Consider the following 16,657-nt stretch of genomic DNA (forward strand, 5'->3'; position numbering starts at 1 on the left):
GGTCATTTGGCAGGAACTGCCGAGCGGACCCCACCCCGACGCTGCGCGTCGACCCTCCCCACAAGGGAGAGGGTAAGGGAACTCACCGCCCGCCGATGACGCCGATATAGTCCGACACCCAGCGATAGTAAGGCACGCACTGGTCCTGGGTGGCGCACTTCGACACCGGCGTCTTCCAGAACTTGATCTTTTCGAAATTGTCGTAGCCGTTGGTCTTGCAGCCTTCGTCGCCGAGCAAATCGTTGCCTTTGCAGGCAGCCGGCACCACCGGAAGCGAACCGAACCAGGCGGAGACATCGCCCTGCACTTTCGGCGACAGCGAGTGCTCCATCCACATATAGGCGCAGTTCGGGTGGGCTGCGTCGGCCGCCAGCATGGTCGTGTCGGCCCAGCCGGTGACGCCTTCCTGGGGAATGGTCGATGCGACCGGCTTCTTGGCGGCAACCAGCGTGTTGACCTGGTAGGGCCATGAACCGGAGGCGACAACGCCTTCGTTCTGGAAGTCATCGACCTGGATGGCAGCGTCATGCCAGTAGCGTCCGACCAGCGTGCGCTGGACGCGCAGCAGATCGAGGGCGGCCTTGTACTGGTCTTCGGTCAACTCGTAGGGATCTTTGATGCCGAGCTCCGGCTTGTGAATCATCAGATAGTTGGCGGCATCGGCGATGTGGATCGGCCCGTCATAAGCCTGGACGCGGCCTTTGTTCGACTTGCCGTCGGGCAAGGTCATCTCCTCGAAGACGACGTTCCAGCTCTTCGGCGCTTCCTTGAACACCTCGGTGTTGTACATCAGCACATTCGGCCCCCACTGGTAGGGAGCGCCGTAGTGGACGCCGCCAACCGTGAACCACGGCGCATCCTTCAGCCGGTCGTCGACCGTGTTCCAGCTCGGGATGAGATCGGTGTTGATCGGCTGGACCCGCTTGCCGGCGACGAGGCGCAGCGAAGCGTCGCCCGAGGCGGTAACGAGGTCGAAGCCGCCCTCGTTCATCAGCGCGACCATCTCGTCCGAGGTGTTGGCGGTCTTGATGTTGACTTTGCAGCCTGTGTTCTTCTCGAAAGACGTGACCCAATCGTAGTTCTTGTCGGTTTCGCCGCGTTCGATGTAACCGGGCCAGGCGACAATGTTGACCTGGCCTTCGCCCTTGCCGAGTTCCTTAACCTGGGCGATCGCCTGGCCGGAGAAGGCCAGCGCGACCGTTAATGCAGTGCACGACTTCAGGAATGAGTTCATCGTCGATCTCCCATCTGAGGGGCCGCACTCTCGCGGCGGCTTGGTCCCTGATTGTCAAAGTGCTGTGAAATTTCCGGTTTCGCAAATTCATTTATCAGAAAGGCGATATCGGTTTTTCCGATAGACTAACGACCGATCTTCTCCGGCCGCTGGCGGACCATGCGCTGCGACTGGGCAAGCCCGATGAAGTCGCGCGCGGCCTGCGGCAGGCCGGAGCCGCGCCGCCAGACTGTGCCGACCTGGACAACCGGCAACGAGCCCGAAATATCGCGCGATTCGATGCGGTCGCCTTCCAGCGACCATGGCCGATAAACGAGGTCGGGCAGCAGCGCCACGCCGGCGCCGGTAGCGACGAGGCTGCGCACCGCTTCGACCGAGCGGGTGCGGAACGCGACATGCGGCTTGGCGCCGATCGCCGCCAGCAGTTTTCCGGTATTCTCTTCGATCTCGTCGACGGTCAGCATGATCAGCGGCTCCGAGGCGATGTCGCCAATACCGATGATGTCGGCGCCGGACAGCGGATGGCCGAGCGGCAACCACAGCCGGTAGGCCGAGACTTCGAGAATTTCGGACTGCAGAGCGGTGCGGTCGCGCAGGTTCGAGGTGACCATGACGGCGATGTCGAGCTTGCCGCCGATCAGCAGATGTTCGAGGTAATCGCCATTGTCCTCGATGGCCGAGATCTCGACGCCCGGATAGGCGCGGCGATAGCGGGCGAGAAGGTCGGATAGCACATAGCCGGCGACCAGCGAGGTAACACCGAGCTGCAGCCGGCCGCCCGCCGCCGCTTGCTCGCCGAAGAAGGCGCGGCGCGCATCGGAAACGTCGGCAAGGATCTTTGTCGCGTGGCGCAGGAACTGATGGCCCTTGTGGGTGATGTTGAGGCCGCGCGGATGGCGCTCGAACAATTCGACGCCGAGATCGCCTTCGAGCTCCTTGATCGCCTCGGTGACCGACGATTGCGAGATGGACAGATTCTGCGCGGCGCCCGACACCGTGCCTTGTTCGGCGACGGCGATGAAGTACTGCAATTGACGGATGGTGAAGGCCATGACCGGACTAAACACCGGGACGGTAAGGAAGAAAAGCCGCCGATCTCAGGCCCACCGCTTTACTGCTCTGGTCAGATCAGATCCCGCTTTCGTCGCCGACAATGCTGAGCCGTGCGCCCGCCTGGGCAAGGGCGGCGGCGATGGCGCGCGGCGGCGATCGGTCGGTGGCAAGTTCGGAAAAACCGTCGAAGCCGCAGACCTGGACCAGGCCCTGGCGGCCGAACTTGGTGTGGTCGGTGATGACGAGCGAGCGCTGGCCGCGCGACAGCACCATGCGGGCGAATTCCGCCTCTTCCAGATCATAGTCCATGACGCCGGTGACGGCATCGACCGCACCGGTGGAGATCACCGCATGGCTGACGGAAAAGCGGCTGACGAATTCGATCGCCGAGACGCCGAACGCGGCGCCCGAATCGCTGCGCAATTCGCCACCGGCCATGTAGACCTTGTTGCCGTTGACGGTAGCCAGCGTGCGGGCGATGTCGGAGGAGTTGGTAACCACCGTCAACCGCCGGTGGCCGAGCAGCTCGCGGGCCAGGAAAGAGGTGGTGGTGCCGGTGTCGAGCATGATCGCTTCGCCGTCGCGGATGGTCGCGGCAACCATGCGGGCGATGGCGCGCTTGGCATCGGCATTCTCGCGCATGCGCCGCTCGAACGGCGCCTCGCCGGCCATCGACGGCAGGCCGACGGCGCCATGCATCTTCAAGATCGAACCGTCACTGGTCAGCGGCTTGACGTCGCGGCGCACGGTCTCCAGCGAGACGCCCAGCCGGTCGGCCAGGCTGGCGATGGTGACGGTGCCCTCCTCATGGAGGAGACGCAGGATTTCGCCATGCCGCTTCGAGTGCATCGGTCTCACCCTATCGGTTTGTTGCGCTACTGACCGCTTCTAAGGCAAATCGGCCACAGCTTACAAGAAATCCTTGTGATTTCGGGCAAAAAGCCACAAGTTTTCGTTGACAAGCCAGATCACATGGCGTGACACTAGCTTGGTGATAGGCTCGGAACTGCTACGGGAGAACGATGGCAGAGCCGCACCAAAATTCGCCCGCCCGAACGGTTGAAAAATCGTCTGGCGCAGGGGAGAAGGTTTTTTTCGAATCCGCGGGGGCGGATGCCGGAGTCGAAGAACCCGGCACAGGGGCTCGTCGGTGCGGTGCGGGATACCGATCCCGGGATCCCGCACCGACGAGAACTTCGCATTCCTCCCTCCTACCGGCCGCCAGCTTTGTGTCGCCCGTGGCGCCTTGAACCCCGCGCAATGAGAGATGGACCCGTGACCGCCGAGGACCGCATCCGCGCCCTGCCCTGCTGGACCGGCAGCATCGAGATCGCGCCGCTGCCGGGCGGCCTGAGCAACGCCAATTATCTGGTCAAGGACGCGGTCGGACGGCATGTGGTCCGCTTCGGCCAAGACTTTCCGTTCCACCACGTCTTTCGCGAGCGCGAGGTGATGACCGCGCGCGCGGCCCACGCCGCCGGCTTCGCGCCGGCTGTCCATTATTCCGAGCCCGGCATCTTGGTGACGGAATTTCTCGGCGCCAAGACCTATGTTGCGGAAGACGTACGCGCTAATATCGGCCGCGTCGCCGCCCTGATGCGCGGCTTCCATAGGGAGATGCCCAATCATGTCTCCGGCGCCGGCTTCATGTTCTGGGTGTTCCATGTCATCCGCGACTATGCGCGCACGCTGGAGGAAGCCGGCAGCCGCATGCGAAGCGAGTTGCCGCGGCTGCTGACGCTTGCGGACGAACTCGAACGGGCGCAAAAACTGCTGCCGATCGTCTTCGGTCACAATGACCTTTTGCCGGCTAATATACTCGACGACGGCCACAGGCTGTGGCTGATCGATTTTGAGTATGCCGGCTTCAACACGGCGATGTTCGACCTTGCCGGCGTCGCCTCGAACGCCAGCATGAACGACGAGGAGTCATTCGCCTTCCTGACCGCCTATTTCATGAAGGAGCCGGACGAGGCGATCCGCCGCTCGCATGCGGCCATGCAATGCGCATCGCTGCTGCGCGAGGCGATGTGGAGCATGGTTTCCGAACTTTATCTCGACGCGCCCGGCATCGACTACGTCGCCTATACCGACGAAAACCTGACGCGGCTCGATGCCGCGCTGGAAAACTACAGAACGAAATACGGACAGAGATCATGACATTGCCCGCCCACGCCGAGATCGTCGTCATCGGCGGCGGCATCATCGGCTGTTCGACGGCCTATCATCTGGCGCGTGACCACAAGGCCGATGTCGTACTTTTGGAACAGGGCAAGCTGACTTCGGGCTCCACCTGGCATGCGGCAGGGCTGGTCGGGCAGTTGCGCTCCTCGGCCTCTATCACCCGCGTGCTCAAATATTCGGTCGATCTCTACAAGGGGCTGGAAGCCGAAACCGGGCTGGCCACCGGCTGGAAGATGACCGGGTGCCTCAGGCTCGCCACCAATGCCGACCGCTGGATCGAGTACAAGAGGCTGGCGACGACGGCGAAAAGCTTCGGCATGGATATGCAGTTGCTGTCACCGGCCGAGGTCAAGACAATGTGGCCGCTGCTGGAGACCGGCGATCTCGTCGGCGCCAGCTGGCTGCCGACTGACGGCCAGGCAAGCCCTTCCGACATCACGCAGTCGCTGGCCAAAGGCGCTCGCATGCGCGGTGCCAGGCTGTTCGAGGATATCCGCGTCACGGGCTTCGACATGCAGGATGGCCGCATCACCGCGGTAAAGACCAACAAGGGCGATATCGCCTGCGACAAGGTGGTGAACTGTGCCGGGCAATGGGCGCGCCAGGTGGGTACGCTAGCCGGCATCAATGTGCCGCTGCAGCCGGTCAAGCACCAGTACATCATCACCGAAAAGATCGACGGGTTGGCGACCGATGCGCCGACGATCCGCGACCCCGACCGGCGCATCTATTTCAAGGAGGAGGTCGGCGGGCTGGTGATGGGCGGCTATGAGCCGAACCCGCAAGCCTGGACGACCGATCTTCCCGGCGGTGATGTCCCTGATGACTGGGAGTTCCGGCTGTTCGACGACGATTACGATCATTTCGAGCAGCATATGAACCAGGCGATCGCGCGGGTTCCGGCGCTCGAAACCGTCGGCGTCAAGCAGATGATCAACGGGCCGGAGAGTTTCACGCCGGACGGCAATTTCATTCTCGGCGTGGCACCCGAATGCGCCAACATGTTCGTCGGCGCCGGCTTCAACGCCTTCGGCATCGCGGCGGGCGGCGGTGCCGGCTGGGTGCTGGCGCAGTGGGTGGTCGACGGCGAGGCGCCACTCGATCTGTGGGTGGTCGATATCAGACGCTTTTCCGACCTGCACCGCGACCGGCTATGGGTCCGCGACCGCACGCTGGAAGCCTATGGCAAGCACTACACGATCGGCTTCCCGCATGAGGAGTATGTCACGGGCCGGCCACGGATCGTGTCGCCGCTCTATGAACGGCTGCAAAAGCAGCGCGCCGTGTTCGGCTCCAAACTCGGTTGGGAGCGGCCGAACTGGTTTGCGCCCGAAGGCGTCGAGCCGAAGGACATCTATTCGATGGGCCGGCAGAACTGGTTTTCGCCGGTCGGCGACGAGCACCGGCACGTGCGCGAGCACGTCGGCATCTTCGACCAGTCATCCTTCGCCAAATACGAAATGACCGGTGCGGATGCGCTGAAGGCGCTCGACTGGATCTGCGCCAACGACTTCGCCAAGCCGGTCGGCCGGCTGACCTACACGCAGCTTCTCAACACACGCGGCGGCATCGAAGCCGACCTGACCGTGGCGCGGCTCGGCGAAGAACGATTCTACGTCGTCACCGGCACCGGTTTTAGGACGCATGACTTCTCGTGGATCGGCGACCATGTCGGCAACGAGCTCGACGTGACGCTCACCGATGTCACCGAGGATTTCGGCACGCTGTCGCTGATGGGGCCGCGTGCCCGCGACGTGCTGGCTGCGGTGACCGATGCGGACGTGTCGAACACCGCTTTCCCATTCGGACACGTGCGGGAAATCTCCATCGCCGGCCACACAGTTCGGGCGCTGCGCGTCACCTATGTCGGCGAGCTCGGCTGGGAGCTGCATGTGCCGATCGCGGCGACGGGCGAAATCTTCGACGCGCTGATGGCGGCGGGCGAGGAGCACAGCATCCGCCCGGTCGGCTACCGGGCGCTGGAATCGCTGCGGCTGGAAAAAGGCTACCGCGCCTGGGGCTCCGACATCACGCCCAATGACACGCCGCAGGAGGCCGGCCTCGGCTGGGCGGTGAAGCTTCGCAAGAATACCGATTTTCTCGGGCGGCGGGCGCTGGAAGAGATCAGCGGCGCCGCGCTGAAAAAACGCTTTGCCGGCTTCACGGTCGACGATTGCGAGATCGTGCTGCTCGGGCGCGAAACGATCCTTCGCAATAACGAGCCGGTCGGCTACCTGACCAGCGGCGGCTATGGCTACACGGTCGGCAAGAACATCGGCTACGGCTATGTGCGCAACGCCGATGGCGTCAGCGACGATTTCCTCACCTCCGGCGACTACGAGCTGGTGGTGGCGATGGAACGGACGCCGGCAAAGATCCATCTCGAGCCGCTTTACGATCCGGCGGGAGCAAGGATCAGAGCCTAGATCAGTTCACGCGCAGAACGAGGCCGCGGCTGGGCACGGTGTCGGCCTCGCCCGGCATGGAGACATAGGGCGACGTCTCCTCGGCGCGCGTAACGACGCCCTTCGCCTCGAGGTCGGCGATCCGTACGGAAAAGCCGGCGTCCCATAGCGTGTTCTTGACCGTCAGCACGATTATCCCGCCCGGCCGGCAGATACGGATCAGTTCATCGAGCCCCTCGGCGCCGACATGGCCCGAGGTGAAGACGCCGGCCGATATGATGCCGGCATAGGCGTCATCCGCGAAAGGCAGCGGTCCGCCGAGCGCCAGGCAGTGAAGCGCCGAATAGACGCCCTTGCGCTCCGCCTTGGCCAGCATGCCCGCCGAGATGTCGAGCGCCTCGACCTGCGGATAGCCCGCGATCTTCAGCCACTCGCCGATGAGCCCGGTGCCGGCGCCGGCATCGAGGAGTGGTGCCGCGCCGCGCGGCAGGTGGCGGGCAAGCAGGGCAAGGCAGATGGTCGGATGGCGATAACCGGCCGCCGACATGTCGGCGTCGTAGGTGTCGGACCAGCGGTCGTAGAGCGCCGCCACTTCTTCAGGCCGCTTCGCTGCATAGGCCGCGGCGAGCGCGCCCTCATTTTTCCTGTCCACCATCACAGTCCCGTCTGCAAAGCAAAGTGCTGCAACGTCCTTGCGCGTCCGACAGGACCGCGCGGCGCTGGCGTGAATCGCATGCCATCCGATGATAGCCAAACGGCGAAATTTGTGGAACCGTCGTCGCCACAAATAAAGACGTGAAGGGGCGGAAGCGATGGTGAACGAGGAAGCACGCGCGGCGCTTGCAGCCATTCCGGTGCTGGCCGGCTACGAGGGACCGCTGGAGCGGCTTGGCGGCCTCACCAACCTCGTCTTCAGGGCTGGAGATGTCTGCCTGCGGATTCCCGGCAAAGGCACAGAGGAGTATATCAACCGCGCCAACGAGGCGGTGGCGGCACGGGAAGCCGCCAAGGCCGGCGTCAGCCCCGAGCTGCTGCATGTCGACGGCGAGACAGGCGTGATGGTGACGCGCTTTATCGCCGGCGCCGAGACGATGTCGCCGGAAAAATTCAAGACACGGCACGGCAGTCCGGCGCGCGCCGGCAAGGCCTTTCGCAGACTGCATACATCCGGCGCGGTGTTTCCCTTCCGCTTCGAGCTTTTTGCGATGATCGACGACTACCTGAAGGTGTTGTCGACCAAGGACGTCGCCCTGCCTGCCGGTTACCACGACGTCGTGCTCGAGGCGGAAACCGTGCGCTCGGCGCTTGCCGCGCATCCCCTGCCTCTCGTCGCCTGCCACTGCGATCCGCTGTGCGAAAACTTCCTCGATACGGGCGACAGGATGTGGATCGTCGACTGGGAATATTCCGGCATGAACGATCCGCTCTGGGATCTCGGCGACCTCAGCGTCGAAGGACAGTTTGATACGGCGCAGGAGGAAGAGATGATGGGCGCTTATTTCGGTGGCGAGCCGACACCGGCGGCGCGCGGCCGCATCGTCATCTACAAGGCGATGTGCGATCTCTTGTGGACGCTGTGGGGGCTGATCCAGCTTGCCAACAGCAATCCGGTCGACGATTTCCGCGCCTATGCCGAAGGTCGCTTTTCACGCTGCAGGGCGCTGATGGAGACGGCCGACTTCACAAGGCATCTGGCGGCGGTGCGCGCGGGTTAGGCGCCAGAAATCTGAACCTTAGTTGACGCCTTTCGGCACGTCCGCCCAGCCTGAACGGGCCGAGCTCATGCCGGAGGAGCGTATTCCCGGTCCGAGTCAATTCGAGCACCAGCGGATGGCGTTCATCGCGATCGCCTGCAGTATGTATATTGATCTGGTCCCCGGCGCGGAGTTCAAGCGCACGATCGACCGCCTGACGTGTGCGGAGGCGTTGGCGTACGCCGAAGGGCTGAGCCAGATCGCCGGTCGGCTGTTATTTTCGATCGGCTTCACCCTACAATCCGCCGACGCCCGCGTCCCCCGCCGGCCCACACGCAAAGATCGGGCGGCGGTGCAGGCCGTCGTGACAGAGATGGCGCAGCTCAAGCGGGAACTGGAAGGCATGCTACAGCACCTGGAAGACTGGGCCGAAAGCCGCGTGGCGCTGACCGCCACGGCGGCGCATACCCCGCCATCACCGCCGGCGCAGGCACGGGCGTAATCGTCGGCAGGCACCACCGGCCCCGGGGCGCCCTCGGTCTCTATCACGCGTGTGCAACCGTTAGAAGTCGTCTCTCGCTGAAGGACGTGGTACGCCGGCACGATGCCCCCCGCCCTGATGCCTATAAGCACTGAGCTTGAGTCCGTACGTCAGATCGAGAACCGCTCTAGGGTTACTGAGGATAACATGCTATTCACTTTTCCTGAACCTTGTCTAGCGTTTCCCCTGGAGTCTACACGTTCGAGACTGTTTTTCTATGACGAGGGCACAATATGCAAATAAACGAAATCAAGGAGAAAAAGCAGAAGATTATCGAAAGGTTCGGCCCCTGGACGGCAGGTTCCATCCATCTGGCCGATCAAATTGACACGTTCGATGAGCCGCACTGGGACGCCCGATTGAGGCGCTTCGTGCAGATCGCTGCAGATCTTGCGGGGAAGCCGTTGGAGAAGCTTCGCGTTCTGGATCTGGCGTGTCTCGAGGGGCAATACGGGATCGAGTTCGCGCTCCATGGGGCCGACGTGCTCGCCATCGAGGGTCGGGAGGCGAACCTTGAGAAGGTGCACTTCGCTAAGGAGGTACTCTCCCTGGACAACCTCGAACTCGCCCTAAATGACGTGCGCAACCTCGACGAGGAGCGCCATGGTCGTTTCGATGTTGTTCTATGTTTGGGGATCCTTTATCACTTGGATGCTCCGGATGTCATGGACTTCGTGGAGAGAATCTCGAAGGTTTGCGGAAAGATGTCAATAATCGATACCCATATCAGCCTCAGCGACGAAGCGTCGTACACTTGGAAGGGGAAGACCTACTGGGGCAGGTATGGCAAGGAACACGATACTGATGCGACCTCCGAGGAGAAGCTGGCAGCGCTCTGGAACTCGCTCGACAACCCGAAGGCCTTCCTCTTCACGCGTGCATCGCTCTGCAACCTACTCCGACACGTGGGCTTCACGTCCGTCTACGAGTGCTTGAACCCCTACGAGTATCATAATCCCAACTGGCCGCTGGCTGCAGAAGGGGACAGGCATGTCGTCTGGAGGGATCGCATCACCCTGGTTGCTATCAAAGGGCGGAGTCAGCCGCTGCTCTCCTCGCCCATTACGGACGCATCGCCCGAGATCGATCGCCCCGAAAGGCCAGAGTATATCGAGCCGCTCCCGTGCATTCCCGGAGTGTCGCGCACAAGGTCGAGAGGTCTGCGGTCGCGATTGAGCAGGTTCCTGCCCGGCCCTGTGAAGGCAGTGCTGAGGAGGATCATCCAATGAAATGTCGGACAGGCGGCGGCGTTGACGCACCTTACGCCTAACTTAATGCCATTCGGCCAAGAGCCATTACACGTCCAAATCCATGGAGTCGATGCGCGGACACCCCACCACTTCCCAAATCATCGAACCACACCCCGCTGCCCTGATCAAGAGGATTGTGCCCGGGCCGTCCAGCTTCCGGATGTGACCTGCAAGAGCGCTTTATCGTATGGTGATTCGGTACGCCATAGTCATTCTGAGAGGCTATCGTGTCAACGATCCGCTCTGGGATCTCGGCGATCTCAGCGTCGAAGGACAGTTCGACGTGGCGCAGGAGGAAGAAATGATGGGCGCCTATTTCGGTGGCGAGCCAACGCCGGCGGAGCGCGGCCGCGTCGTCATCTACAAGGCAATGTGCGATCTCTTGTGGACGCTGTGGGGGCTGATCCAGCTCGCCAACAGCAATCCGGCCGACGATTTCCGCGCCTATGCCGACGGTCGCTTTTCGCGCTGCAGGGCGCTGATGGAGACGACCGACTTCTCAAGGCATCTGGCGGCTGTGCGCGCGGGTTAAGTACCAAAAAATCTGAACCTTAAGGTACCAGAAATCTGGACCCTAGTTGACGCCTTTCGGCACGTTTTCCGGCGGCACCGTGTCGACCACTTTCTGGCGATGGAAGATGAACAGGCCGGCCAGCACGATGATGCCCGAGCCGATCAGGATGCGCGGACCGGGCATGTCGCCGAAGAAGGCCAGCCCGAAGATGACGGCCCACAGCAGCAGGCTGTAATGCAGCGGCGCCAGCGTCGAGGCCGGCGCCAGCTTCAGCGCCCTGGTGATCATCAGATGCGCGCCGCAGGAGACAATGCCAAGAAGCAGCATGGCGCCGAAATCGAGCGAGGACGGCGTCTGCCAGTTGCCGATGGTGAGAAACCCGCCGACCAGCAGCGTGCCGATAGTTTGCCAGGTAACCAACGAGGTGTCGCTGGTGCCACGCAACCGCCGGTTGAGGATGATGGCGAAGGCGAATGAAATGCTTCCGGCGAGCGCGAAGGTCGACGACAGCGAAAACGCGGCCGAGGACGGTTTGAGCATTATCAGCACGCCGCAGAAGCCGACCAGGATCGCCATCCAGCGGCGCCAGCCGACCTTTTCACCGAGCAACAGGTGCGACAGCGCCGCCACGTAGATCGGTCCGGCCATGTAGAAGCTCATGACGTCGGCGAGCGGCAGGTAGACGACGGCGGCATAGAACAGCGCGGTGTCGAGCGTGGTCATGACGACGCGCAAGACCTGCAGTTCCAGGCGCTCCATGCGGAACAGATTGGCCGCACCTTGACGCGCGATCATCGGGCCGAGCACGAAAAAGGCGCCGATGGAACGGATCAGCACGACCTGGCCGACGGAAAAGCTGGCGACCAGCCATTTGCCCATCGCATCGTTCAACGCAAACAGGAAATCGCCGGCCAGCATCAGCAGAATGCCGGCCAAAAGCACGTTCCTGATCGTCGAATTCTGGGCTGGTGGCTGTGCCATGCCGATGTCGCTTCCTCCCGCATGAAAGCTCGGTAAGCAGCGTCGTAGACGCAAGCAGCCGCTTTGACGAGCGGAAAACGTGAAGCCGGCCAGACCAGGGGCCGGAAATCGGCTGGGCCTGTACGGAAGATCGGAACGGCTTACTTTGGCCGTGACCGAATGATGACCGGACGATAGATCACCGGCCGGTCCCAGGGATCGAAAACCGACGCACTTCTCAGCTCAGCGCGGCGCGCGAGGTCGATGCGCTGCAGACATTCGGCGAAGGCATCATTCTTCCTGACGAAGCCGTAGGACCGGCATTTCGCCTCGTCTGCGGCACGACGGTCTTCGGCCGTCATGCAGCCTGAACAGGTCGCCGCCAACGCGACCACCATCGCCGCCTTGTGCCACATCGTGTCCTCCTCGACATAAAACTGGAGACTGACTGTAAAACTTAAGATCAGGACCTATCAATCTGATCGACGTGTGCGGCCTGATGCAGGTCCAACGTCTTATTGCCCTGCCAATTATTGGTCATGAAGTGGGCGGGCGATGCCTGCGGTTCACTGTTGCCGGCCGTCCCGCGATCGAAAGCCGCGTTTCCTGCCTGGCCCGCTCGGCCACCACCTTGCCCCTGGCGATGACGCAGAGGCGCTCGGGGCGCAGGCGCAAGGCCTCGACCGGATCGCCGGCATCGAGCACGACGAGGCTGGCGCGCTTGCCGACCGCCAGGCCGAGATGGTCGAGGCCCATGATGGCGGCGTTGACGTTCGTGACCATATCGAAGCAGCGCGCCATGTCGGCCGGGCTCGACATCTGGGCGACGTGAAGGCCCATGAAGGCGACGTCGAGCATGTCGGCGGTGCCCAGCGAATACCAGGGGTCGAGCACGCAATCCTGGCCCCAGCCGACGCGGATGCCGTGGGCAAGCATTTCCTTGACCCGCGTCAGGCCGCGGCGTTTGGGGTATGTGTCGTGCCGGCCCTGCAGCATGATGTTGATCAGCGGATTGGGGATCGCCGAGATACCTGCCTCGGCGATCAGCGGCAACAGCTTCGAGACATAGTAATTGTCCATCGAGTGCATCGAAGTAAGATGCGAGCCGGCGACCCTGCCCTGCAGGCCGAGGCGTTGCGTCTCATAGGCTAGCTGTTCGATATGGCGCGACAGAGGATCATCGGTCTCGTCGCAATGCAGGTCGACCATGAGGCCGCGCTTTGCCGCGATTTCGCAAAGTTCCGTCACCGAACGCGTGCCGTCGGCCATGGTGCGCTCGAAATGCGGAATGCCGCCGACGATGTCTACACCCATGTCGAGCGCCCGGATGGTGTTATCGCGCGCCGTCGGCGAGCGATAAAACCCATCCTGCGGGAAGGCGACCAGTTGCAGGTCGATATAGGGCGCGACCGTCTTCTTCACATCGAGCAGGGCTTCGACCGCCAGCAACCTGGTATCGCAGACATCGACATGGGTGCGGATGGCGAGCAGGCCCATGGACACCGCCCAGTCGCAATAGGCGAGCGCACGCTCGCGCACTGCTTCGTGCGTCAACAGCGGCTTCAGCTCGCCCCACAGCGAAATGCCTTCCAGAAGCGTGCCCGACGCGTTGATGCGCGGGATGCCCAGGGAGAGCGTGGCGTCCATGTGAAAATGCGGATCGACGAAAGGCGGCGAGATCAGATTGCCATGGGCGTCGATCGCCGTGCCCGCGCTAACGTTCAGCTGCGGCTCGATGGCCGCGATCGTCTCGCCGATGATGCCGATATCGGCGATCGTGCCATCGGGCAGTATGCCGCCGCGGACGATAAGGTCAAAAGTCATCATCGCCACCTCGTTCAAAAAAGCCGGAACCTTCAGCCGTGGCTCTCCCTTCTCCCCCTGTGGGAGAAGGTGGCCGCGAAGCGGCCGGATGAGGGCTCCAGCTTGGCACCGGCGGCACTCCGTCCAGCACCCCTCAACCGTCTTGGCGCTGCGCGCCAATCCACCTTCTCCCACAAGGGGAGAAGGAGAAGCCTCTATTCCGGCACATACCTTACCGCACCCTTTGCAGCACTGGTCGCCATCGAGGCGTAGGCGCGCAAGGCCATCGTCACCTTGCGCTTGCGCTTTTCCTCTGGCTTCCAGGCGGCAGCTCCCTTTGCCTCCATCGCGGCGCGGCGGGCGGCCAGTTCCGCATCGTCGACGGCAAGCCGGATGGTGCGGTTCGGGATATCGATCTCGATCGTGTCGCCCTCATGCACCAGCCCGATCAGCCCGCCTTCCGCCGCCTCGGGAGAAGCATGGCCGATCGACAGGCCCGAAGTGCCGCCGGAAAAGCGGCCATCAGTGACCAGCGCGCAGGCTTTGCCGAGGCCCTTCGACTTGAGGTAGCTGGTCGGATAGAGCATTTCCTGCATGCCGGGGCCGCCGCGCGGCCCTTCGTAGCGGATGACGACGACATCGCCGGCCTTGATCTCGTTGGACAGGATCGCCTTGACGCTGGCGTCCTGGCTTTCGAACACCCTGGCCGGGCCGGTGAATTTCAGGATCGATTCATCGACGCCCGCGGTCTTCACGATGCAGCCGTCGAGCGCAAGGTTGCCCTTCAGCACGGCAAGGCCACCGTCCTTGGAAAAAGGATATTGGGCCGAGCGGATGACACCCTTCTCCCGGTCGAGATCGAGTTCGTCCCAGCGGCGATCCTGGCTGAAGGCAACCTGCGTCGGCACGCCGCCTGGGGCCGCCAGAAAGAAGTCGCGAACGTTCTGGCTTGAAGTGCGCGAGATATCCCAATGGTCGAGCGCTTCGCCGAGACTTGCGGTGTGCACGGTCGGCAGGTCGCGGTTGATCAGTCCGGCGTTGTCGAGCTGACCGAGGATCGCCATGATGCCGCCGGCGCGGTGGACGTCCTCCATGTGCACATCCGCCTTGGCCGGCGCCACCTTGCACAGCACCGGAACCCGCCGCGACAGCCGGTCGATGTCCTCCATGGTGAAATCGACCTCGCCCTCATGCGCGGCAGCCAGGATGTGCAGCACGGTGTTGGTCGAGCCGCCCATGGCAATGTCGAGCGTCATGGCGTTCTCGAAAGCGCCCTTCGAGGCGATGCTGCGCGGCAGCGCCGTGTCGTCGTCCTGCTCGTAGTAGCGCTGGGCGAGATCGACGATCAGATGGCCGGCCTCCACGAACAGCCGCTTGCGGTCGGCATGGGTGGCCAGCGTCGAACCGTTGCCGGGCAGCGAAAGGCCAAGCGCCTCAGTCAGGCAATTCATCGAATTGGCGGTGAACATGCCCGAGCAGGAGCCGCAGGTCGGGCAAGCCGAGCGCTCGATGGTCTTGACGTCCTCGTCAGAGATCTTGTCGTCAGCGGCAGCGACCATAGCGTCGACCAGATCGAGCGCCTGCGTCTTGCCGGCGAGCACCACTTTGCCGGCTTCCATCGGCCCGCCGGAGACGAAGACTGTCGGGATGTTGAGGCGCAGCGACGCCATCAGCATGCCCGGCGTGATCTTGTCGCAATTGGAGATGCAGACCATGGCGTCGGCGCAGTGGGCGTTGACCATATACTCGACCGAGTCGGCGATCAGCTCGCGCGAAGGCAGCGAATAGAGCATGCCGTCATGACCCATGGCGATGCCGTCGTCGACAGCGATGGTGTTGAACTCCTTGGCCACGCCGCCGGCCTTCTCGATCTCGCGGGCGACCAACTGGCCGAGATCCTTGAGATGGACGTGGCCCGGAACGAACTGGGTGAAGGAATTGACGACAGCGATGATCGGCTTGCCGAAATCGGAATCCTTCATGCCGGTGGCGCGCCACAGGCCGCGGGCGCCGGCCATGTTGCGGCCATGGGTGGTGGTGCGGGAGCGATAGGCAGGCATGAATTTTCCTTGACTGGCCGGCGGCGCTCGATGGGAGCGCGGCGGCGCTGAATTCGACCGCAGGCGTTATAGACGCCGACGCCTGGTCTGGCCACAATTTTGCGCCGCGCCAGATTCTTTCGAAAATTTCGATGCCACTGTCGGATTGCGCGCCGAGCAGCCGTCCTTGGGCAAACGGCAAGAGGATGGCAGCATTCTCTGAGCCAGCCGTTTCACCGTGATAGCAACCGAAAACAGCCCGAGGAGCAAGCAAATGCAAAAGATCACCCCCTGCCTGTGGTTCAACGACCAGGCCGAGGAGGCCATGAACCACTACATCTCCATCTTCAAGAACTCGAAGGTGCTGAGCGTAATGCGCTGGCCCAAGGGCAGCGGCGATAATGAGGGCAAGGTGCTGGTGACCTATTTCGAGCTCGACGGCGTGCAGTTCCAGGCGCTCAACGGCGGGCCGCAATTCAAGTTCACCGAGGCAGTCTCGCTCTCCATCGACTGCAAGACGCAGGAGGAGGTCGACTATTTCTGGGACAGGCTCATCGAGGGCGGTGGCGAGCCCAGCCAGTGCAGCTGGCTGAAGGACAAATTCGGCGTCTCCTGGCAAGTCGTGCCGGAGCAATTGCCGAGGCTGCTGCAGGACCCCGACACGGAAAAGGCCGGCCGTGTCATGCAGGCGATGATGCAAATGACCAAGATCGACATCGCCAAGATCGAAGAGGCAGCCAGGGGGTGAGTGAGCCGTCCGATCTTGCCTTCTCCCCTTGTGGGAGAAGGTGAATCGGCGCGCAGCGCCGAGACGGTTGAGGGGTGTTGGACAGAATGAGGCGTCGGTGTTCCCTGGAACACCCCTCATCCGTCGCCTTCGGCGACACCTTCTCCCACAAGGGCTAGCGTGCGCACATATTTGCTTCGAGTGGTTTAGTTTGGATTTGCAAGAGCGAAGCCCTCGGCGATGGCGTGGAAGC

General features: G+C 62.8%; 14 protein-coding genes and 1 pseudogene. 7 read left to right on the top strand and 8 right to left on the bottom strand.

The window, feature by feature from the left end; translation table 11 throughout:
• Positions 1–82: 82 nt before the first annotated feature.
• From CIT26_RS17290 to CIT26_RS17300, 3 genes are all read right to left on the bottom strand, one after another.
• Positions 83–1,234 carry an ABC transporter substrate-binding protein gene (locus tag CIT26_RS17290; RefSeq protein WP_095493692.1) on the bottom strand — a complete coding sequence of 384 codons (1,152 nt, stop codon included), beginning with the start codon at positions 1,232–1,234 and terminating at the stop codon, positions 83–85.
• Between the two features lie 125 nt (positions 1,235–1,359).
• Positions 1,360–2,286, bottom strand: coding sequence for a LysR family transcriptional regulator (locus tag CIT26_RS17295; protein WP_095493693.1), 927 nt, complete (start codon positions 2,284–2,286; stop codon positions 1,360–1,362).
• Between the two features lie 76 nt (positions 2,287–2,362).
• Positions 2,363–3,136 (bottom strand): DeoR/GlpR family DNA-binding transcription regulator, encoded by a 774-nt coding sequence (locus CIT26_RS17300; RefSeq protein ID WP_095493694.1) that lies wholly within the window; start codon positions 3,134–3,136, stop codon positions 2,363–2,365.
• A 426-nt stretch (positions 3,137–3,562) separates the two neighbouring features.
• Between CIT26_RS17300 and CIT26_RS17305 the strand changes: the two genes are divergently transcribed.
• Both CIT26_RS17305 and CIT26_RS17310 read left to right on the top strand, forming a co-directional pair.
• The gene (locus CIT26_RS17305; RefSeq protein WP_095493695.1) at positions 3,563–4,447 is read left to right on the top strand and encodes a phosphotransferase family protein; all 885 of its coding nucleotides are present in this window, start codon (positions 3,563–3,565) and stop codon (positions 4,445–4,447) included.
• On the top strand, positions 4,444–6,897 hold the full coding sequence (locus tag CIT26_RS17310; protein ID WP_095493696.1) for a GcvT family protein: 2,454 nt from the start codon (positions 4,444–4,446) through the stop codon (positions 6,895–6,897). Before CIT26_RS17305 ends, CIT26_RS17310 begins: the two co-directional genes overlap by 4 nt.
• A 1-nt stretch (position 6,898) precedes the next feature.
• Here CIT26_RS17310 and CIT26_RS17315 read toward each other — a convergent pair whose 3' ends face one another.
• Positions 6,899–7,531, bottom strand: coding sequence for a class I SAM-dependent DNA methyltransferase (locus tag CIT26_RS17315; RefSeq protein WP_095493697.1), 633 nt, complete (start codon positions 7,529–7,531; stop codon positions 6,899–6,901).
• Positions 7,532–7,688: 157 nt separating this feature from the next.
• Here CIT26_RS17315 and CIT26_RS17320 point away from each other — a divergent pair, with 157 nt between their 5' ends.
• From CIT26_RS17320 to CIT26_RS17335, 4 genes and pseudogenes are all read left to right on the top strand, one after another.
• On the top strand, positions 7,689–8,591 hold the full coding sequence (locus CIT26_RS17320; RefSeq protein WP_095493698.1) for a phosphotransferase family protein: 903 nt from the start codon (positions 7,689–7,691) through the stop codon (positions 8,589–8,591).
• A gap of 22 nt (positions 8,592–8,613) precedes the next feature.
• Complete coding sequence (locus CIT26_RS17325; protein WP_095493699.1) at positions 8,614–9,072, top strand: hypothetical protein; 459 nt, start codon at positions 8,614–8,616, stop codon at positions 9,070–9,072.
• Between the two features lie 272 nt (positions 9,073–9,344).
• The gene (locus CIT26_RS17330; protein WP_095493700.1) at positions 9,345–10,340 is read left to right on the top strand and encodes a class I SAM-dependent methyltransferase; all 996 of its coding nucleotides are present in this window, start codon (positions 9,345–9,347) and stop codon (positions 10,338–10,340) included.
• 250 nt (positions 10,341–10,590) lie between these two features.
• A pseudogene (locus CIT26_RS17335) lies at positions 10,591–10,893 on the top strand (phosphotransferase family protein); the annotation flags it as partial.
• Between the two features lie 42 nt (positions 10,894–10,935).
• Here the strand turns inward: CIT26_RS17335 and CIT26_RS17340 are convergent.
• From CIT26_RS17340 to ilvD, 4 genes are all read right to left on the bottom strand, one after another.
• The gene (locus CIT26_RS17340; RefSeq protein WP_095493701.1) at positions 10,936–11,856 is read right to left on the bottom strand and encodes a DMT family transporter; all 921 of its coding nucleotides are present in this window, start codon (positions 11,854–11,856) and stop codon (positions 10,936–10,938) included.
• A 140-nt stretch (positions 11,857–11,996) separates the two neighbouring features.
• Positions 11,997–12,251: a hypothetical protein gene (locus CIT26_RS17345; protein ID WP_095493702.1), complete on the bottom strand. Its 255-nt coding sequence runs from the start codon at positions 12,249–12,251 to the stop codon at positions 11,997–11,999.
• Positions 12,252–12,372: 121 nt separating this feature from the next.
• Positions 12,373–13,659 (bottom strand): amidohydrolase family protein, encoded by a 1,287-nt coding sequence (locus CIT26_RS17350; protein WP_095493726.1) that lies wholly within the window; start codon positions 13,657–13,659, stop codon positions 12,373–12,375.
• Positions 13,660–13,853: 194 nt separating this feature from the next.
• Positions 13,854–15,698, bottom strand: a complete 1,845-nt coding sequence (gene ilvD, locus CIT26_RS17355; protein WP_095493703.1) for a dihydroxy-acid dehydratase — start codon at positions 15,696–15,698, stop codon at positions 13,854–13,856.
• A 253-nt stretch (positions 15,699–15,951) separates the two neighbouring features.
• Between ilvD and CIT26_RS17360 the strand changes: the two genes are divergently transcribed.
• Positions 15,952–16,425: a VOC family protein gene (locus CIT26_RS17360; protein WP_095493704.1), complete on the top strand. Its 474-nt coding sequence runs from the start codon at positions 15,952–15,954 to the stop codon at positions 16,423–16,425.
• Positions 16,426–16,657: the final 232 nt, after the last annotated feature.

Source organism: Mesorhizobium temperatum, from assembly GCF_002284575.1.
Taxonomy (GTDB): domain Bacteria; phylum Pseudomonadota; class Alphaproteobacteria; order Rhizobiales; family Rhizobiaceae; genus Mesorhizobium; species Mesorhizobium temperatum.